A 16136-nucleotide genomic window follows, 5' to 3' on the forward strand; every position below is an offset into this window, starting at 1 on the left:
ACGCGTCGTCGTCATCGACTGCACCGAGACGGGCGCGTCCCCGCCCACCGCCACCGAGCCGACCTGGATCCGCCGGCTCTTCCGGCGCTCGGCGACCGGCCGGACCGGCATCTCGGGTACTCCGAGGGAGACAGCGGTCATGACGTCACTCCCGGTTTCCGGAGACGGTCTCGCGCAGGGCGCGCAGGGACTCCTTGAGGGAGCCCATGGTGGCGAGCACGGCGGTGGGCTCGTAACCGCAGTGCGCCATGCAGTTGGCGCAGCGCGGGTCCTTGCCGCGGCCGTACGTGTCCCAGTCGGTGTCCTCGACCAGCTCCCGGTACGTCGGCACGTACCCGTCGCTCATCAGATAGCAGGGCCGCTGCCAGCCGAACAGCGAGTAGTTGGGGATCGCCCAGGCGGTGCAGGGGAAGTCGACCCTGCCCTCGAGGAAATCCAGGAACAGCGGCGAGTGGTTGAGCCGCCAGCGCCTGCGGTTGCCGCCCGCGAAGGCCTTCCGGAACAGCTCCCGGGTCTGCTCCACACCCAGGAAGTGCTCCTGGTCGGGGGCCTTCTCGTAGGCGTAGGCGGGCGAGATCATCATCTCGTCCACCTCCAGGTCGTCGTTGAGGAAGTCGAGCACCTCGATGACGGTCTGCGGGGTGTCGGTGTTGAAGAAGGTCGAGTTGGTGGTGACCCGGAAGCCGCGCCGCTTGGCCTCCTTGATGGCCGCCACGGCCTCGTCGAACACGCCCTCCTTGGCGACGGACTCGTCGTGCCGCTCGCGCAGCCCGTCGATGTGCACGGCGAACGCGAAGTAGGGGGAGGGCGTGAACCTGTCCATCTTCCGGCGCAGCAGCAGGGCGTTGGTGCAGAGGAAGACGTATTTCCTCCTGGCCACCAGCTGGCGCACGATCTCGTCGATCTGAGGGTGCATCAGCGGCTCGCCGCCGGCGATGGACACCATCGGCGCCCCGGACTCCAGCACGGCTCCCACGGCCTGGGCGACCGGCATGCGCTGCTTGAGCACCCCGGCGGGGTGCTGGATCTTGCCGCATCCCTCGCACTTGAGGTTGCAGGCGAAGAGCGGTTCCAACTCGACGATGAGCGGAAACTTGTCCCGCCTGCGGAGCTTCTGTGCGGCCAAGTATGTAGCGACCTTGACGGACTGGCGCAGCGGCATGGCCATCTGGCTCACCTCCTGGGGAGCAGCAAGGAACGGTGCCATTCATAGAAAGCCGGGAGTACGGAACGAAGGACACGGAAAGCCGATATTCCACCGCGCACCGTGCCGATCCGGACCAGTTCATGTTCTGGAGCGTCCACGACCACCCGGACGGCCGCAACCGGGCGCTCGCCCACGCGGACGGCGCTCAGGAGCGTGGCAGCCGATTCCATGTCGGTCGCGATCGCCCCGGTCGTGAGCAGAGCGGAGCGCTCCGGGCCGCGGACCACGTGGTCGGAGCCGGTGAGCGGCCCCCTGTGCACGGTGCGCCCGGGAACGGCCCGTCCCAGTTCCTCGACCAGCAGCTCGGTGCCCACGCAGGGAACGCTGCCGCGCGGGTCCCGGGTCTCCTCGGCGACGACCAGGTCACCGGGGTGCATCCCGGGGGCGAGCCCGGCGCAGAAGCCGGTGGCCAGGACGGCGGCCCCGTTGAGGGCGGGCTCGGCGAGCACCCGGGTGACGGAGCGCTCGGCCGCCGCCGGCCCCATGCCGGTGCGCAGCACGGTGACCGGTCCGCCGGCCCCGCCGCGCTCGCTGGTGCGTAGGGCGAACTGCTCGATGCCGAGCGCGCAGGCGATCAGCAGCGGAGCCGGGGCGGCCGGAGCACTCATCAGCTGCCCTTCGCCTCGGCGAGCGGACGCCCCGGGCCGGCCGGTGCCGCGCCGGTTCTCGCGGCCGCCGGCCGGTTCACGAACGGCTCACCGTTCACGTACCGGCCCAGCGCAGTGAGCGGGAAGACCTGCCGGTAGAGGTGGTAGTTGATGGAGAAGGCCCACGGGAAGCCCGTGCCGGTGAAGTACGGCTCGTCCCAGGAGCCGTCCGCCCGCTGGGTGGCCACGAGCCAGGTGATGCCGCGTTCGACGGCCCGTGACTCCCGCTCGCCCGCCGCGAGCAGCGCCATCAGCGCCCACGCCGTCTGGGAGGCGGTCGAGGCGCCCCGGCCGCTCCACTCGCGCGCGTACGGGTAGGAGCGCAGGTCCTCGCCCCAGCCGCCGTCGTCGTTCTGGACCGACTCCAGCCAGGCCACCGCACGCCGGATCGCCGGGTGCGAGGCGGGAATCCCGGCGGCGGTCAGAGCGGGCACCACGGACCCGGTGCCGTAGATGTAGTTGACGCCCCAGCGCCCGAACCACGGGCCGTCCGGCTCCTGTTCGTTCAGCAGCCACCGGATGCCGCGCCGGGTGCGCGGATCGTTCGCCAGGCCCTCGACCGCGAGCATCTCCACCACGTGCGCGGTGACGTCGGCCGACGGCGGGTCGATGACCTCGCCGAAGTCGCAGAACGGAAGCCGGTTGGGGAACGGGCTGGTGTTGTCGACGTCGAACGCGCCCCAGGCGCCGTTGCGGGACTGCATCCCGAGGTTCCAGCGCACCCCGCGCCCGACGGCGTTGTCCACCCGCTCCGGGTCGTGGTGCTTGACCCGGCGCAGCGCCAGCACCACCTCGGCGGTGTCGTCGATGTCGGGGTAGTTGTCGTTGTGGAACTCGAACGCCCAGCCCCCGGGCGGGAGATGGGGCCTGCGCACCGACCAGTCGCCGGGCCGCACGATCTGCTCGCCCAGCATCCAGTCGGCGGCCTTGACCAGTTGGGGGTGGTCCGCGGGCAGCCCGGCGTCGGCCAGCGCGATGGTGGCGAGGCAGGTGTCCCACACCGGGGACTGGCAGGCCTCGATCATCCGGGCCCCGTCCTCGCGCCACACGGCGAACCGGTCCAGCGACTCGAGGCCCGCGCGCATCACGGGGTGGTTCAGGTCGTAACCGAGCAGGTGCAGGGCGATGATCGAGTACACGGCCGGGGGCTGGATGCCGCCCCAGCAGCCGTCGTTCTCCTGCCGTTCGATGATCCAGCGGGCGGCGGTGTTCATGGCGGCCCGGCGCAGCCTGCGAGGCACGACCCGGCGCAGCGCGTGCAGGCCCTTGTCGAGGCGCTGGAAGGCGCCGTCCCAGCCGGCCGCCGGTGCCAGGCGCCGGGGCGGAGCGGGGCGGGCGGGGTCCGAGTGGAGTTCGTCCAGCGGGAACGGGGCGGGACGCACCGGCCGCTTCGCGGAGACGATCGTCAGCGGGACGATGGTCTGCCGGGCCCAGCAGCCGAAGTCGTAGATGTTGAGCGGAACCCAGGTGGGGAACCAGATCAGCTCGGGCGGGAGTTCGGGCAGGTCCTCCCACTTCCACCAGCCGAACAGGGCCAGCCAGATCCGGGTGAAGACACGGGCGGAGGCGATGCCGCCCCGCTCGCGGATCCAGGCGGAGGCCCGGGCCATGTGCGGGGCGTCGGGCGAGTCGCCGGCCAGGCGCAGGGCGACGTACGCCTCGATGGTGGTGGACAGTTCGCCGGGTCCGCCGTAGAAGGTGGCCCAGGTACCGTCCTCGCGCTGTTCGCCGCGGATGAAGAGGGCGGCCGCGCGGGTCGTCTCCTCGTCGCGGATGCCCAGGAACTGGCGGAGCAGCAGGTCTTCGGCGTCCATCGTGACGTTGGTCTCGAGGTCGCCCTTCCACCAGCCCTGGTCGTCCTGCCGGGAGAGCAGGAAGTCGGTGGCGCGCCGCACGGCGCGGGCGGCGAGGTCGTGGGCCCCGGCCGCCTCGGGAGTGTCGGTGTCGGTGTCGGTGTCGCTGGCCGCGGCCACTCGGGGCGGCAGGGCCGCCCCGGTGCTTCCGTCGGTCGTCGCTGTCATGGCTTCCCCTTCGTGCAGTCCTGCAAGTCGTGCGTCTGCTGTGGGTCCGCCGTCGGCCGGTGCTGTGCTCCCCGCACCACCGGCCGGCGACTACGCGAGGGCTATTCGACCGATAGTGATCATCTCTTTCGTACGACGACGAAGTCCGCGAGCGCCGTGAACCGTGCCCGCACCCGGTCGGGCATGTCCACGGCCTCGAGGGCTTCGATGGCGATGGTGTGCTGGCGGCGGGCCTCCTCGGCGGTCCATGCGCGGCCGCCCGCCTCCTCGATGAGGGCGGCGCGGGCCGCGAACTCCTCCTCGGAGAAGTTCTCGACGTCGCTGCTCTTGGCGTCGGCGGCGAGGATCTCGCCGAGCCGCCGGGAGGCGGCGCCGTCCGCCGCGAGCGCGGCCACGACCGGGAGGGACTTCTTGCGCTGGCGCAGGTCGCTCCAGGTCTGCTTGCCGGTGGCCTCCGGGTCTCCCCAGATGCCGAGGAGGTCGTCGACGGCCTGGAAGGCGAGGCCCAGGTGGTAGCCGTACCTCTCCAGCGCGTCGGCGGTGCGGTCGTCGGCGCCGCCGAGCACCGCGCCGATGGAGCTGGCGCAGGCGAGCAGGGCGCCGGTCTTGTTGCCCTCCATCTCCAGGCACTCCTCGACGCTGACGCGGTCACGGTGCTCGTAGGAGATGTCCTGCGCCTGACCGTCGATCAGCGCGCGGCTGGCGGTGGTCAGCCGGCGGGTGGCGCGGCCGGCCTCGACGGTGCCGAGCTCCAGCAGGACCTCGTTGGCCAGCGCGAACAGGGCGTCGCCGACGAGGATGGCCTGGGCGGGCCCGTGCACCTTCCAGACCGTGTCGCGGTGCCTGCGCTGCTCGTCGCCGTCCATCAGGTCGTCGTGCAGCAGCGAGAAGTTGTGGACCAGTTCGACGGCGACGGCTCCGGGCACGCCGGTCTCCGGCGCGGCTCCGGTGACCTCGGCGGACAGCACCGCGAGGGCGGGGCGGACGGCCTTGCCGCCGTCGCCGTCGGCGGGGCGGCCGTCGGCGTCGATCCAACCGAAGTGGTAGGCGGCGACCGTGTCCATGGGAGATGCCAGACGGTCGACGGCCGCCCGCAGTACCGGTGTGGCCAAGGTCCGGCCGCGCTCCAGGAGCGCGGACACGTCCACCGCGTCGGGAGCCTTCGAGGCCGGGGGCACAGTGGGCACAGTCTCTCCTCTTGTTGCGGTACCGGGGGTGCGGGGTCCTGCCGCGCCGTGCTGGTCGCCCTTCACCGGAGCCCACCTCGCAGGGCCGCGCCGGTCCTCTGCGGGATCCGGGCGGGGGTGCGGGGCCGGTCTGCCGGAAAGGTACGGTGGGCCGCCTCCTCGAGGGCGAAGAGGCGGTGGGGGCGGGGCCGGCCGAGGGCGTGCAGTGCGGCGTCCGCCGCCGCGACGCCGCTGCGGACCGCGCTCTCCATGGTCGCGGGCCACCCGGTGGCGGTCCACGCTCCGGCCAGGTACAGGCCGGGTGCCTTGGTGCGGGCGCCGGGCCTGAGACGGCCGACGCCGGGGGTGGGAGCGAAGGTGGCCGTGCGCTCCCGGGTGACGAAGAAGTCCTTCACCTCGGCGCCGCGCGTGCGCGGCAGCAGCCGCTCCAGCTCGGGCAGATAGCGCTCGCGCAGCGCGGCGACGGGTGCGTCGATCTCGTTCCGGGCGACCGACTGGGACAGCGCAAGGTACTGCCCCTGTTCCAGTCCGGACGCCTCCGTGCGGTCGAACACCCACTGCACGGGGGTGCCGAGGGCGGCGAGGAAGGGCCGCGCGAGCACCTTGCGGTCGTAGACGACGTGGACGTTGAGGATCGGCGCGGTGCCGATGGCGAGCAGCCGCTCGGGGTCGTCGAGCGCGCCGTCGGGCAGCAAATCGTGGGCCGCGCGCTGCGGTACGGCGAGGACGACCGTGTCCGCCGCCAGCGTCTGGCCGGGCACCCGGACGGTCCACCGGCCGTCGGCGTCCGAGCGGATCGAGGTGACCCGGGTGCGGACCTCGGTGCGCACCCCCGCGGCGGCGAGCGCCTCGCGGGCCAGCCGGTCGTGCAGGTCGCCCAGCGGGACGCGGGCCCAGCCGATGTCGGCCGCGCCGGGGTCGGAGAGCAGACCGGTCCTGAACACCATCGCGGCGAGGGCGAGGGACGCCTCACCCGCGACCGCATTGAGGGTGGCGACCCCGACCAGGTCCCACAGGGCCTCCACGGCGCGTACGGACTGACCGTGCGCCGTCAGCCAGCTGCCGAAGTCCTGGCCGTCCAGGGCCGGGTCGTCGAGGTCGAGGCCCTTGAGCGCGAGGGCCGCCCGGCCCGCCCGGGCCCGGTCGGCGAGGGAGAGGTGCGGATAGGTGGCGAGGCTGCGCCCCAGGTGCAGGGGCACGGGCAGCGCGTCGCGCCGCAGTCTGCCGAGTCTGCGCCCCTCGGGGCGGGTGACGTCCACGACGGGCACGTCGAGCCGGTCCTGCACCGGTGCCAGCGCCGCGCCGCCGATCCGGTCGAGGAACCAACGGTAGGCGGTGCAGCAGCGCAGGTAGACGTGCTGGCCGTTGTCGACGGTCAGGTCGCCGCGTCGGAAGGAGAAGGCGAGTCCGCCCAGGCGCGGCCGGCCCTCGAGCAGCGTGACCCGCATCCCGGCGTCGGCGAGCGCGAGCGCGGCGGTGGTGCCGGCGAGGCCGCCGCCGACCACCACGGCGTGCCCAGCCCCGGCGGTGCCGTCGGTGAGCGGCCCCTCGGGCCGCGTGGCGTGGGTCATGGTGCGCCCTCCCCTGCCCGGCGCCCGTGCCGCTGGAACACCGCACGACGGGCCGTCTCCGTGAGGGACGCGACCCGGTGGCGGAGGGTTGCCCGCCGCTTCTCGCGCCGGGGGGCACCCGGGGACAAGGGGTCCATCAGGCGCGCCTCCTGACGGTCCGCCGGGTCACGTGCCGGGCGTCCAGGCCCGACAGTCCGCGCACGGCGACGTACGCCTTCTCCCGGCCGGGCAGCGAGACCCGGCCGCGCAGCACCGCCTCCGGGTCGCGTTCGATGCGGTCGAGGAGGCGGCGGTAGATGCCGGCCATGGCGGCGACGCAGGCGCCGCTGCGCCGGTCGAGCATGGGCAGCAGCCGGTAGCCCTCGGCGAACAGGGCGCGGGCCCGGCGCACCTCGAAGTGCACCAGACCGGCGAAGTCGGAGCCCTCGGGCGGGGTCGGCCCGCCGAACCCGCCCGAGCAGCCGAACTTGGCGAGGTCGTCGGCGGGTAGGTAGGTGCGCCCGCCCTCGGCGTCCTCGCGGATGTCGCGCAGGATGTTGGTGAGCTGGAGCGCGAGGCCCAGGGTGTCGGCGTACTCGGGGGCCCGCTCGGCGCCGCGCGCCCCGCGCTCCGTGCCGAACACGCCGAGCGAGAGTCGGCCGATGGCACCGGCGACGCAGCGGCAGTAGACCTTCAGGTCGTCCCAGGTCTCGTAGGTCTCGCCGCGCAGGTCCATCTGGACGCCGTCGATGAGCTCGTCCAGGCCGCCGAGCGGGATCGGGAAGTGCGTGGAGGCGTGCGCGAGGGCGACCGCGACCGGGTCGGTGTCGTCCTCGTCGACCGCGCCCTCGCGGATGCGGGTGAGCAGCGTCCGGGTGTCCTCCAGCCGGGTGACCTTGACGTCGTCCGCCAGGGCGCCGTCGCCGATGTCGTCGACCCGCCGGGAGAACGCGTACAGGGCCGACATCGCGCGCCGCTTGGGCGTCGGGAGCAGCCGGATGCCGTAGGCGAAGTTGCGGGCCTGCTGTCCGGTGACGGCCTCGCAGTAGCGGTAGGCGGCGAGCACCGGTGCGGATGCGTGCGGTTCCGGCTCCACGGCCCGGATCACCCCTCTCCTCGCAGGGTCAGGCCCACCTCGCGCAGCAGCCGGGTCCTGCCGGGTCTGGGCGGGCCGGGAAGTACGTCGTAGTCGGCGGCGGCGATCGCGTGGACGGCCGCCCTGCCCCCCGCCACGAACCCGGCGAGCAGCAGCTTCAGCCTGCCGTGGACGCTCCCCACGAGTGGGATGCCCTCGTTCAGCAGGTCCCGGGCGCGGTGCGCCTGGTACGCGACGAGTGCGCGCACCGATGCGCCGGCGGTGGGCCGGGCGAGGTCGGCCTCCTGGACGTGGAAGCGCTTCATGTCCGCGGCGGGCAGGTAGACGCGGTCGCGGCGGAGGTCCTCGGCGACGTCCTGGAGGTGTTCGACGATCTGGAGGCCGGTGCAGACCGCGTCGGAGCGCCGGACGCGCTCGGGGGTCGAGGTGCCGGTGACGGCGAGGACGAGCCGGCCGACGGGGTTGGCCGACAGTTCGCAGTAGGCGAGCAGGTCGTCGTGGGTCTCGTAGCGGCCGACGAGCTGGTCCTGGCGGTTGGCGGCGATCAGGCCGAGGAACGGCTCGGGCGTCAGCGAGCAGCGGCGCACCGTGGGCCCGAGCCTGCGCAGCAGCGGGTGGCGGGGCTCCGTCCCGCGGGAGTCGAACACGCGGTGGAGGTCGGCCTCGAAGGCGTCCAGCAGAGCCAGCCGGTTCCCGGCCTCCTCAGGGGTGACGCCGAGCAGCCGGGCGTCGTCGCCGCCGGGGGCGAGGTCTCCGTCCCCGATGTCGTCGACGAGGCGGGCGAAGCCGTACACGGCCAGCAGGTCGTCGCGCCAGACGCGGGGCAGGAAGAAGGGCGCCACCGGGAAGTTCTCGGCGGCGGCCTTGTCGAGGGTGGCGCGCTCCGGGTCCGCGGGACGCGTGGTGCCGGCCGGCGTCATCGTGGGCTGCCCTGGGCGGGGACGGCACATGCTGCGTTCAGCCGGGGAGTTTCCGTAGCCATTGCCGTCACATCTCCCGTTCTACACTGCAGACCCAATACACACTATTTCGGACACGCCGCCCGCACTTCGCCCGACGGTCCTGCCGGATGGTGTCGCGCATTATGGCCCTGATTGCCGCCTTTCGGGACCGGTACAGCTTACGTTGTACAACGCGGTACGGACCGCCGGGGTGTCCCGCACATCACGACAACACACCGATCGGCGTCAAGCTTCCTTTGCGGCGCAGCAGTTGACGCTTCCTTCTGCAGACGCCGGGCCCCGCCGGAAGAGTTCCGGCGGGGCCCGGCGCCCATCGGGTCACTTCGCCGTGAACTTCTCGTACTCCTTGAGCACCTCGTCCGTCGGCCCGTCCATGCGCAGCTCGCCGCGCTCCAGCCACAGCACCCGGTCGCAGGTGTCACGGATGGACTTGTTGTTGTGGCTGACCAGGAACACCGTGCCGGCCTCCTTGCGCAGTTCCCTGATGCGCGCCTCGGAGCGCTTCTGGAACTTGCGGTCGCCGGTGGCCAGCGCCTCGTCGATCATGAGGACGTCGTGGTCCTTGGCGGCGGCGATGGAGAAGCGCAGCCGGGCCGCCATGCCGGAGGAATAGGTACGCATCGGCAGGGTGATGAAGTCGCCCTTCTCGTTGATGCCCGAGAAGTCGACGATCTCCTGGTACCGCTCCTTGATCTCCTCGCGGGACATGCCCATGGCGAGCCCGCCCAATATGACGTTGCGCTCGCCGGTCAGGTCGTTCATCAGGGCGGCGTTGACGCCGAGCAGGGACGGCTGGCCGTCGGTGTAGACCTTGCCCCTCTCGGCCGGCAGCAGGCCGGCGATGGCCCGCAGCAGGGTCGACTTGCCGGAGCCGTTGGAGCCGATCAGGCCGATCGCCTCGCCGCGGTAGGCGATGAAGGACACCCCGCGCACGGCGTGCACCGTGCGCACACCCCGCGCCGTGTCGTCGGAGCCCCGCCTGAGGATGCGGCTCAGGGCCGCGGTGGCGCTGCCCTTGCCGGTCCTGGCGCCGTTGACGCGGTAGACGATGTGCAGGCCGTCCGCGATGACGGTGGGGACGCGTGCGCCCGTGTTCTCGTCAGCCACGGCCGTACCTCTCCTCCGCCTTCCAGAAGTACACGAAGCCGACCACCCCGGTCAGCAGCGCCCAGCCCACCGCGAAGGCCCAGACGTGCGGCGGCAGGTACTGGGAGCCGTAGTCGTCGATCATGGCGAAGCGGACCAGGTCCATGTAGATGGCGGCCGGGTTCCACTGGAGGACGTCGGAGAGCCAGCCGGGAACGTCCTTGCCCTCGAGCATCGCCGGGATGCTGAACATCACGCCGGAGGCGTACATCCAGGTGCGCAGCACGAACGGCATCAGCTGGGCGAGGTCGGGCGTCTTGCTGCCCATGCGCGCGAAGATCAGCGCGAGGCCGGTGTTGAAGACGAACTGGAGCAGCAGCGCCGGGACGATCAGCAGCCAGGACAGGTCGGGGAAGCTGCCGAAGGCCAGCACGATGACGACCAGCACGAGCATCGAGAACAGCAGCTGCTGGAGCTGCTGCAGCGCGAAGGAGATGGGCAGCGAGGCCCGCGGGAAGTGCAGGGCCCGCACCAGGCCGAGGTTCCCGGAGATGGCCCGCACGCCCGCGAGGACCGAGCTCTGCGTGAAGGTGAACACGAACACGCCGGTCACCAGGAACGGCACGTAGATGTCGTGCGGGATGCCCTGCCGGGCGCCCAGCAGCAGACCGAAGATGAAGAAGTACACGACCGCGTTCAGCAGCGGGGTCGCCACCTGCCAGAGCTGGCCGAGCTTGGCCTGGCTGTACTGGGCGGTCAGCTTCGCCTGGGAGAAGGCGACGATGAAGTGCCGCCGCCCCCACAGCTGACGGACGTACTCGGCGAGGGACGGCCGGGCACCGCTGACGGTCAGCCCGTACCTGGCGGCGAGCTCGGCCGCCGTGAGGCCCTCGTCGGGCGACACGGGCACGCTCGTCGCGACCGTGCGGTCGTGCGTTGTCTCACTCACTAGTGGAAAACTTTCGTCCTCGAGATGCGCGGCCTGTGCGGGCCTGGCATGAGCCGGGGAGCCTGGGTACGGCCCCGATGTTCCCGGATACGAGCTTGTCAGATGACGGGGGGCCGGCCCAGTCGGGTCAGCCGCCACACCGTACGCCACTTCATGGGCCGGCGGGGGCCGCAGGGGGTGGCCCAGCCCTCCCGGAACCCGCCGAACCACGCCTTGAGGGCCGGGCGCGAGGGGCGGCGGACGAGGGTGAGCAGCATCCAGACGCCCAGGTAGACCGGCACCAGCGCCGCGGGCAGGTTGCGGCGGGCCAGCCAGACGCGGTTGCGGGCGACCATGCGGTGGTAGACCGCGTGCCGCGAGGGCGCGGTCGTCGGGTGGTACAGCACCATGTCGGAGCGGTAGTCGATCATCCAGCCCGCGTCCAGGGCCCGCCACGCCAGGTCGGTCTCCTCGTGCGCGTAGAAGAAGGCGTCCGGCAGGCCGCCCACGTCGGCGAAGACCTTGGTGCGCACGGCGTTGGCGCCACCGAGGAAGGTGGTCACGCGGGAGGAGCGCAACGGGTCGGAGACGCGCAGCCGGGGCACGTGACGGCGCTGGGTGATCCCGGTCTCCGGGTCGGCGATGCGGAAGCTGATGATCCCGAGTCGCGGGTCGGCCTCGAACGCCTCGCGGCACAGCTGCGCGGTGTCGTGGTGCGCCAGCAGGCCGTCGTCGTCGAGGAAGAGCAGGATGTCGACGTCCTGGCCGGCCGGGCCGAAGGCCTCGATGCCGACGTTGCGCCCGCCGGGGATGCCGAGGTTCTCCGGGAGTTCGACGGTGCGCACGCCCTCGGGGACGTCCGGGACGGGTGAGCCGTTGCCGACCACGACGACCTCGATCGGGTCGCCGTCCTGCTCGGCGACCGAGTCCAGCAGGGCGCGCAGCTCGTCGGGGCGGTTGCCCATGGTGATGATCACCGCGCCGACCTTGATGGGGCCGCTCACTTGAGCCTGCTGGAAGCGAGGACGGACACCAGGTGCAGCAGGGTCTGCAGCAGGGCGATGCCGGCGAGGACGGCGGTGCCGAGCCGGGTGAAGAACAGGTCGTCCCGGGCCGCGTCCGCGATCGCGAGGACGAGGATCAGCAGGGACGCCTCGATGCCGAGGATCAGCCGGTGGAACTTCAGCGCGGCGGCGGCCCTGCGGGCCAGCGCCATGCCGGACGAGCGCGGCTCCGCCGCGGCCTCCTGGACCGGGGGCAGTCCGCCCTGGTGGCGGGCCACGCCGACCAGGTCGGTCTCGGCCTTGATCAGGATCGCGCCGAGCGCCGCCAGGGTGCCGAGGAAGGCCCACAGCCAGTCGATCCGGCCGGGGCCCCACAGGTCGGCGGCGCGCAGGCCGAGGCCGACCAGCACGGCGGCGTCCGTGAGGTAGGCGCCGACCCGGTCCAGGTAGACGCCGCCGAGGGAGTACTGCTTCCGCCAGCGCGCGATCTCGCCGTCGACGCAGTCCAGCAGCAGGTAGAGCTGGACCATCACCACGCCGAGCACGGCTCCGGTGATCCCCGGCACCAGCAGGGCCGGGGCCGCGAGCACGCCGCAGACGGTCATCAGGTAGGTGAGCTGGTTGGGCGTGACCCTGGTGTTCACCAGATAGCGGTCCACCCGCAGGGACACCTCGCGCATGTAGAGGCGTCCCGCCCAATGTTCACCGCTGCGCCGGTCCTTCACCCCGGCGGGGTGGACGACCGGGCGGAGTTCAGCTACCGATGGCCTTGACATAGTCGGCGTAGATGTCCTTGATCTGTTCGGTCTTCAGGGCGAGGTGTTCGAGGATCGTGTAGCGGCCGGGCCGGGTCTCCGGGGCGAACTCGACGACCCGGACGAATTCCTCCGTCGTGAAGCCGATCTCGCCGGGCAGCACGGGCAGGCCGTGCCGGCGCAGCACCTCGGCCATGTACGCCGATTCCTCGTGCGCTCCCCGCAGGTACATGGCGAAGGCCGCGCCCAGGCCGCACTGCTCGCCGTGGGCGGCCGCCCGCCGGGGGTAGAGCAGGTCGAAGGCGTGGTTGATCTCGTGGCAGGCGCCGGAGGACGGGCGGGAGTCGCCCGAGACCGACATGGCGATGCCACTGAGCACCAGAGCCTCGGCGAGCACCTGGAGGAAGTCGTTGTCCCCGATGCCGCCGGGGTGGCGCAGCACGGCCTCGCCCGCCTGGCGCGCCATCGCCGCGGCGAGCCCGTCGATCCGTTCCCCCTTGACGCGTCCGGCCAGCTCCCAGTCCGCGATGGCGGAGATGTTGGAGACGGCGTCGCCGATGCCGGCGCGCACGAACCGCACCGGAGCGGCACGGATGACGTCGAGGTCGATGACGACCGCGATCGGGTTGGGCACACCGTAGGAGCCGCGGCCCGCGTCGTTGTCGAGGGTGGCGACCGGGGAGCACAGGCCGTCGTGGGCGAGGTTCGTCGGCACGGCGACCAGGGGCAGGCCGACGCGTGCCGCGGCGAACTTGGCACAGTCGATGATCTTGCCGCCACCGAGGCCGACGACCGCGTCGTAGTGGCCGGACTTCATTCCGTCGGCCAGCCGGACCGCGTCGTCGAGGGTGCCGCCGCCGACCTCGTACCAGGTGGCGCCGGGCAGGGAGGGGGCGACGCACTCGCGCAGCCGGGCGCCGGAGCCGTTGCTGACGGCGACGGCGAGCCGGCCGGAATGCGAGATGCGCTCGTCGGCGAGCACGCAGCCCAGGTCGTCGAGGGCACCCGGGCGGATGTCCACGACGAGCGGGGAGGGGATGAGCCTGGTCAGTACTGGCACGCGATCTCCCGTCCGCGGGCGAGGTCGTCGTGGTTGTCGATCTCGACCCACGGGACGTCGCCGATGGGCGCCACGTCGATCCGGAAGCCGCGGTCGACCAGCTCCTGGTAGCCGTCCTCGTAGTACAGCTGCGGGTCCCGCTCGAAGGTGGCCCTCAGGGCGTCGGCCAGGTCGTCCGCGGCCTCGCCCTCGATCAGGGTCACGCCGATGTACTCGCCGGTGGCCTCGGCCGGGTCCATCAGCTTCGTGATCCGCGTCATCCCCTTCTCCGGGTCGACGACGACCTTCATCTCCTCGTCCGCCAGGGACTTCACCGTGTCCAGCGCCAGGATGATCCGCTTGCCGTCCCCGCGGGCCGCGAGCAGGGTCTTCTCCACGGAGACCGGGTGCACGGTGTCGCCGTTGGCGAGGATCACCCCGTCCCTGAGGGCGTCACGCCCGCACCACAGGGAGTAGGCGTTGTTCCACTCCTCGGCCTTGTCGTTGTCGATCAGCGTGAGCTTGAGCCCGTACTTCTTCTCCAGCGCCTCCCGGCGCTCGTACACGGCCTCCATGCGGTAACCCACGATGATCCCGGCCTCGGTCAGACCGACCTCGGCGAAGTTGCCGAGGGTCAGGTCGAGAACCGTCGGTGCGTCCTCTATGCCCGCGGGGCCCACCGGCACCAGCGCCTTGGGGAGGCTGTCGGTGTAGGGGCGCAGACGCCGTCCGGCGCCGGCCGCCAGCACGAGGCCGATCATGCGGGTTCTCCTTCGTCGTGTACGGCGGGCGCGCCCCCCTTGTGGGCGGCGACCCAGAAGCGGATGCTCTCGGCGAGCACCAGCAGGGCCACGGCCACGGCGAGGACCGTGAGCGCGACCGTGAACTGCGAGGCGGTGAGCAGCGCCGCCAGTACGGCGACCGCCAGTGTGCGGCCCTCGTGCCCCCCGATCGCCCGCACCAGCCAGTGCGGGGCCGCGCCCGCGCCGCCGCGGATGCGGTAGACCGTGTCGTAGTGATGGTAGGCGACCGCGGCCACCAGCCCGTAGGCCGCCGGAAGGGCTCCGTTCACCTCCGCCCGGGCCGCGAGGACCAGGACGGTGCCGTACTCGGCGGCGCGGAGGAAGGGCGGGACGAGCCAGTCGAGGGCGCCCTTGAGGGGGCGGGCGACGGCGAGGGCGGAGGTCAGTACGTACCCGAGCGCCGCGACGGCCGGCCACGGTCCGCCGAAGCCGGTCAGTGCGGCCGTGGCGACGACGGCGAGGCCGCCGAGCAGGGCGAGGGCGGGGGCGGCGGCGCCGGGCAGCCGGCGGGCGGGGGTGCGCAGCACCGCGGCCAGGCCCTCGGCGAGCGGCCCCGAGTCGGCGAGGTCGGCCAGTGCCCTGGCCGCGCGGTCGGTGCGGCGGGCCCTGCGGGTCAGCGAGCGCAGGACGCGGCCCGCCGTGGTGTACGTCGCCGCGAAGGCGCAGCCGACGAGCAGGGCGTAGAAGGTGATCCGGGGGGTGGTGAGGGCCGTGAGGACGGCGATCATCGCCCAGCGCTCGCCGATCGGCAGGACGATCATGCGGCGCACCCAGACCGTCCAGCCGACGCTGTCGAGTCGGTCGGAGAGGGCGGCGGTGGGGCTGGTGTTGGCGGTCGCGTCGTGGTTGGCCTCGTTGAAGGAGAAGTCGACCACGTGCCGGCAGGTCTGGAGGACCATCGCCCCCAGGGCGAGGGCCCACACGTCGTCCCCGCCGCGGGCGGCGCCGAGGGCGAGTCCCGCGTAGTAGGCGTACTCCTTGGCCCGGTCGAAGGTGGCGTCGAGCCAGGCGCCGAGGGTGGAGTACTGCAGGGAGTAGCGGGCGAGCTGGCCGTCGGTGCAGTCCAGCACGAAGGAGGCGATGAGCAGGACGCCGGCGGCGACGAAGCCGCCGCGGGTGCCGGTGGCGGCGCAGCCGGCCGCCACCAGCGCGGTGAGCAGCGAGGCGGTGGTGACGTGGTTGGGGGTCAGTCCGCGGCGGGCGCACCAGCGGGCGAGGTAGCGGGAGTACGGGCTGATGAAGAAGGTGGTGAAGAAGCCGTCGCGCGCCTTGACGGCCGACTTCAGGCGGACCGCCTCGTCGTCGACGGCGGCGACCGCCTGCCGGGCCTCGTTGCGGGCCTGGGGGTCGACAGGGACGGTGGCGACGAGGGTGCCGAGCTCGGGGCGGTGCACGTCGGCGCCGTCGGCGTCGAGCGCGGTGACGACGCGGTCGGCGACGCTGTCGACGTCCCCCGCGGTCGGCTTCACCCGCGCGGGAGCTCCCCCGCCGGCCGTCCCGCCGCCGGCGGAGTTCTCACGGGCGACCGCACGGGTCAGGGCCTGGCGGCCGGCCGGCTGGGCGGTGACGGCGCCGGGGACCGCGGCGAGCGGGAAGCGGGGATCGGTGAGGCCGAGGCGCAGCGCGTGCACATGGCCCACGAAGCGGGCGTCGACCAGGGCGACCCGCTCCCCCATCGGCACCCCGGCGAGCAGGGTCTCGGCCTCGGCGGCGTCGGAAGCGGTCCGGACGTCGAAGCCGAGGGAGCGCAGATCGCCCTCGAGTGACGAACCGGGCACCGGCTGACCGGTGAGGATGGCGGTCGACAACCGAACTCACTCCCTGGGTGCCGACGCGAGCCACGCCGGCCAT

Annotated in this window: 14 protein-coding genes and 2 pseudogenes; all 16 read right to left on the reverse strand. The window is 72.6% G+C overall.

Going from position 1 to position 16136, the window contains the following annotated elements; translation table 11 throughout:
• Positions 1–141, reverse strand: a pseudogene (locus ACFYOV_RS31150) (4-hydroxy-3-methylbut-2-en-1-yl diphosphate synthase); the annotation flags it as partial.
• Between the two features lie 4 nt (positions 142–145).
• On the reverse strand, positions 146–1168 hold the full coding sequence (gene hpnH, locus ACFYOV_RS31155) for an adenosyl-hopene transferase HpnH (protein ID WP_389093482.1): 1023 nt from the start codon (positions 1166–1168) through the stop codon (positions 146–148).
• Between the two features lie 5 nt (positions 1169–1173).
• Entirely contained in the window at positions 1174–1815 is a 642-nt protein-coding gene (locus tag ACFYOV_RS31160; protein WP_389093483.1) for a 1-hydroxy-2-methyl-2-butenyl 4-diphosphate reductase, read from the reverse strand.
• A complete protein-coding gene (gene shc, locus ACFYOV_RS31165; RefSeq protein WP_389093486.1) occupies positions 1815–3875 on the reverse strand; it encodes a squalene--hopene cyclase in 2061 nt (686 codons plus the stop codon). Before shc ends, ACFYOV_RS31160 begins: the two co-directional genes overlap by 1 nt.
• A gap of 119 nt (positions 3876–3994) precedes the next feature.
• A complete protein-coding gene (locus ACFYOV_RS31170; RefSeq protein WP_389093488.1) occupies positions 3995–5062 on the reverse strand; it encodes a polyprenyl synthetase family protein in 1068 nt (355 codons plus the stop codon).
• A 62-nt stretch (positions 5063–5124) separates the two neighbouring features.
• Positions 5125–6672: pseudogene (gene hpnE, locus ACFYOV_RS31175) on the reverse strand (hydroxysqualene dehydroxylase HpnE); the annotation flags it as partial.
• Entirely contained in the window at positions 6630–6770 is a 141-nt protein-coding gene (locus ACFYOV_RS31180) for a DUF6380 family protein (protein ID WP_389093491.1), read from the reverse strand. The gene ACFYOV_RS31180 and the pseudogene hpnE, both read right to left, overlap by 43 nt.
• Positions 6770–7720 (reverse strand): presqualene diphosphate synthase HpnD, encoded by a 951-nt coding sequence (hpnD, locus tag ACFYOV_RS31185; RefSeq protein WP_389093493.1) that lies wholly within the window; start codon positions 7718–7720, stop codon positions 6770–6772. The genes ACFYOV_RS31180 and hpnD overlap by 1 nt, the downstream gene beginning before the upstream one ends.
• Positions 7717–8628, reverse strand: coding sequence for a squalene synthase HpnC (gene hpnC, locus ACFYOV_RS31190; protein ID WP_389093496.1), 912 nt, complete (start codon positions 8626–8628; stop codon positions 7717–7719). Before hpnC ends, hpnD begins: the two co-directional genes overlap by 4 nt.
• A 360-nt stretch (positions 8629–8988) precedes the next feature.
• Positions 8989–9777 carry an ABC transporter ATP-binding protein gene (locus ACFYOV_RS31195; RefSeq protein ID WP_389093498.1) on the reverse strand — a complete coding sequence of 263 codons (789 nt, stop codon included), beginning with the start codon at positions 9775–9777 and terminating at the stop codon, positions 8989–8991.
• On the reverse strand, positions 9770–10705 hold the full coding sequence (locus ACFYOV_RS31200) for an ABC transporter permease (RefSeq protein WP_389093499.1): 936 nt from the start codon (positions 10703–10705) through the stop codon (positions 9770–9772). Before ACFYOV_RS31200 ends, ACFYOV_RS31195 begins: the two co-directional genes overlap by 8 nt.
• A 98-nt stretch (positions 10706–10803) precedes the next feature.
• On the reverse strand, positions 10804–11688 hold the full coding sequence (locus ACFYOV_RS31205; RefSeq protein WP_389093501.1) for a glycosyltransferase family 2 protein: 885 nt from the start codon (positions 11686–11688) through the stop codon (positions 10804–10806).
• Positions 11685–12464 carry a CDP-alcohol phosphatidyltransferase family protein gene (locus ACFYOV_RS31210; protein ID WP_389093503.1) on the reverse strand — a complete coding sequence of 260 codons (780 nt, stop codon included), beginning with the start codon at positions 12462–12464 and terminating at the stop codon, positions 11685–11687. Before ACFYOV_RS31210 ends, ACFYOV_RS31205 begins: the two co-directional genes overlap by 4 nt.
• A complete protein-coding gene (locus tag ACFYOV_RS31215) occupies positions 12442–13503 on the reverse strand; it encodes an iron-containing alcohol dehydrogenase family protein (protein ID WP_389093505.1) in 1062 nt (353 codons plus the stop codon). Before ACFYOV_RS31215 ends, ACFYOV_RS31210 begins: the two co-directional genes overlap by 23 nt.
• Positions 13491–14243, reverse strand: a complete 753-nt coding sequence (locus tag ACFYOV_RS31220) for a sugar phosphate nucleotidyltransferase (RefSeq protein WP_389093507.1) — start codon at positions 14241–14243, stop codon at positions 13491–13493. Before ACFYOV_RS31220 ends, ACFYOV_RS31215 begins: the two co-directional genes overlap by 13 nt.
• Positions 14240–16093 carry a DUF5941 domain-containing protein gene (locus tag ACFYOV_RS31225; protein WP_389093510.1) on the reverse strand — a complete coding sequence of 618 codons (1854 nt, stop codon included), beginning with the start codon at positions 16091–16093 and terminating at the stop codon, positions 14240–14242. Before ACFYOV_RS31225 ends, ACFYOV_RS31220 begins: the two co-directional genes overlap by 4 nt.
• Positions 16094–16136: the final 43 nt, after the last annotated feature.

It is taken from the genome of Streptomyces sp. NPDC005931 (genome assembly GCF_042871235.1).
GTDB lineage: Bacteria > Actinomycetota > Actinomycetes > Streptomycetales > Streptomycetaceae > Streptomyces.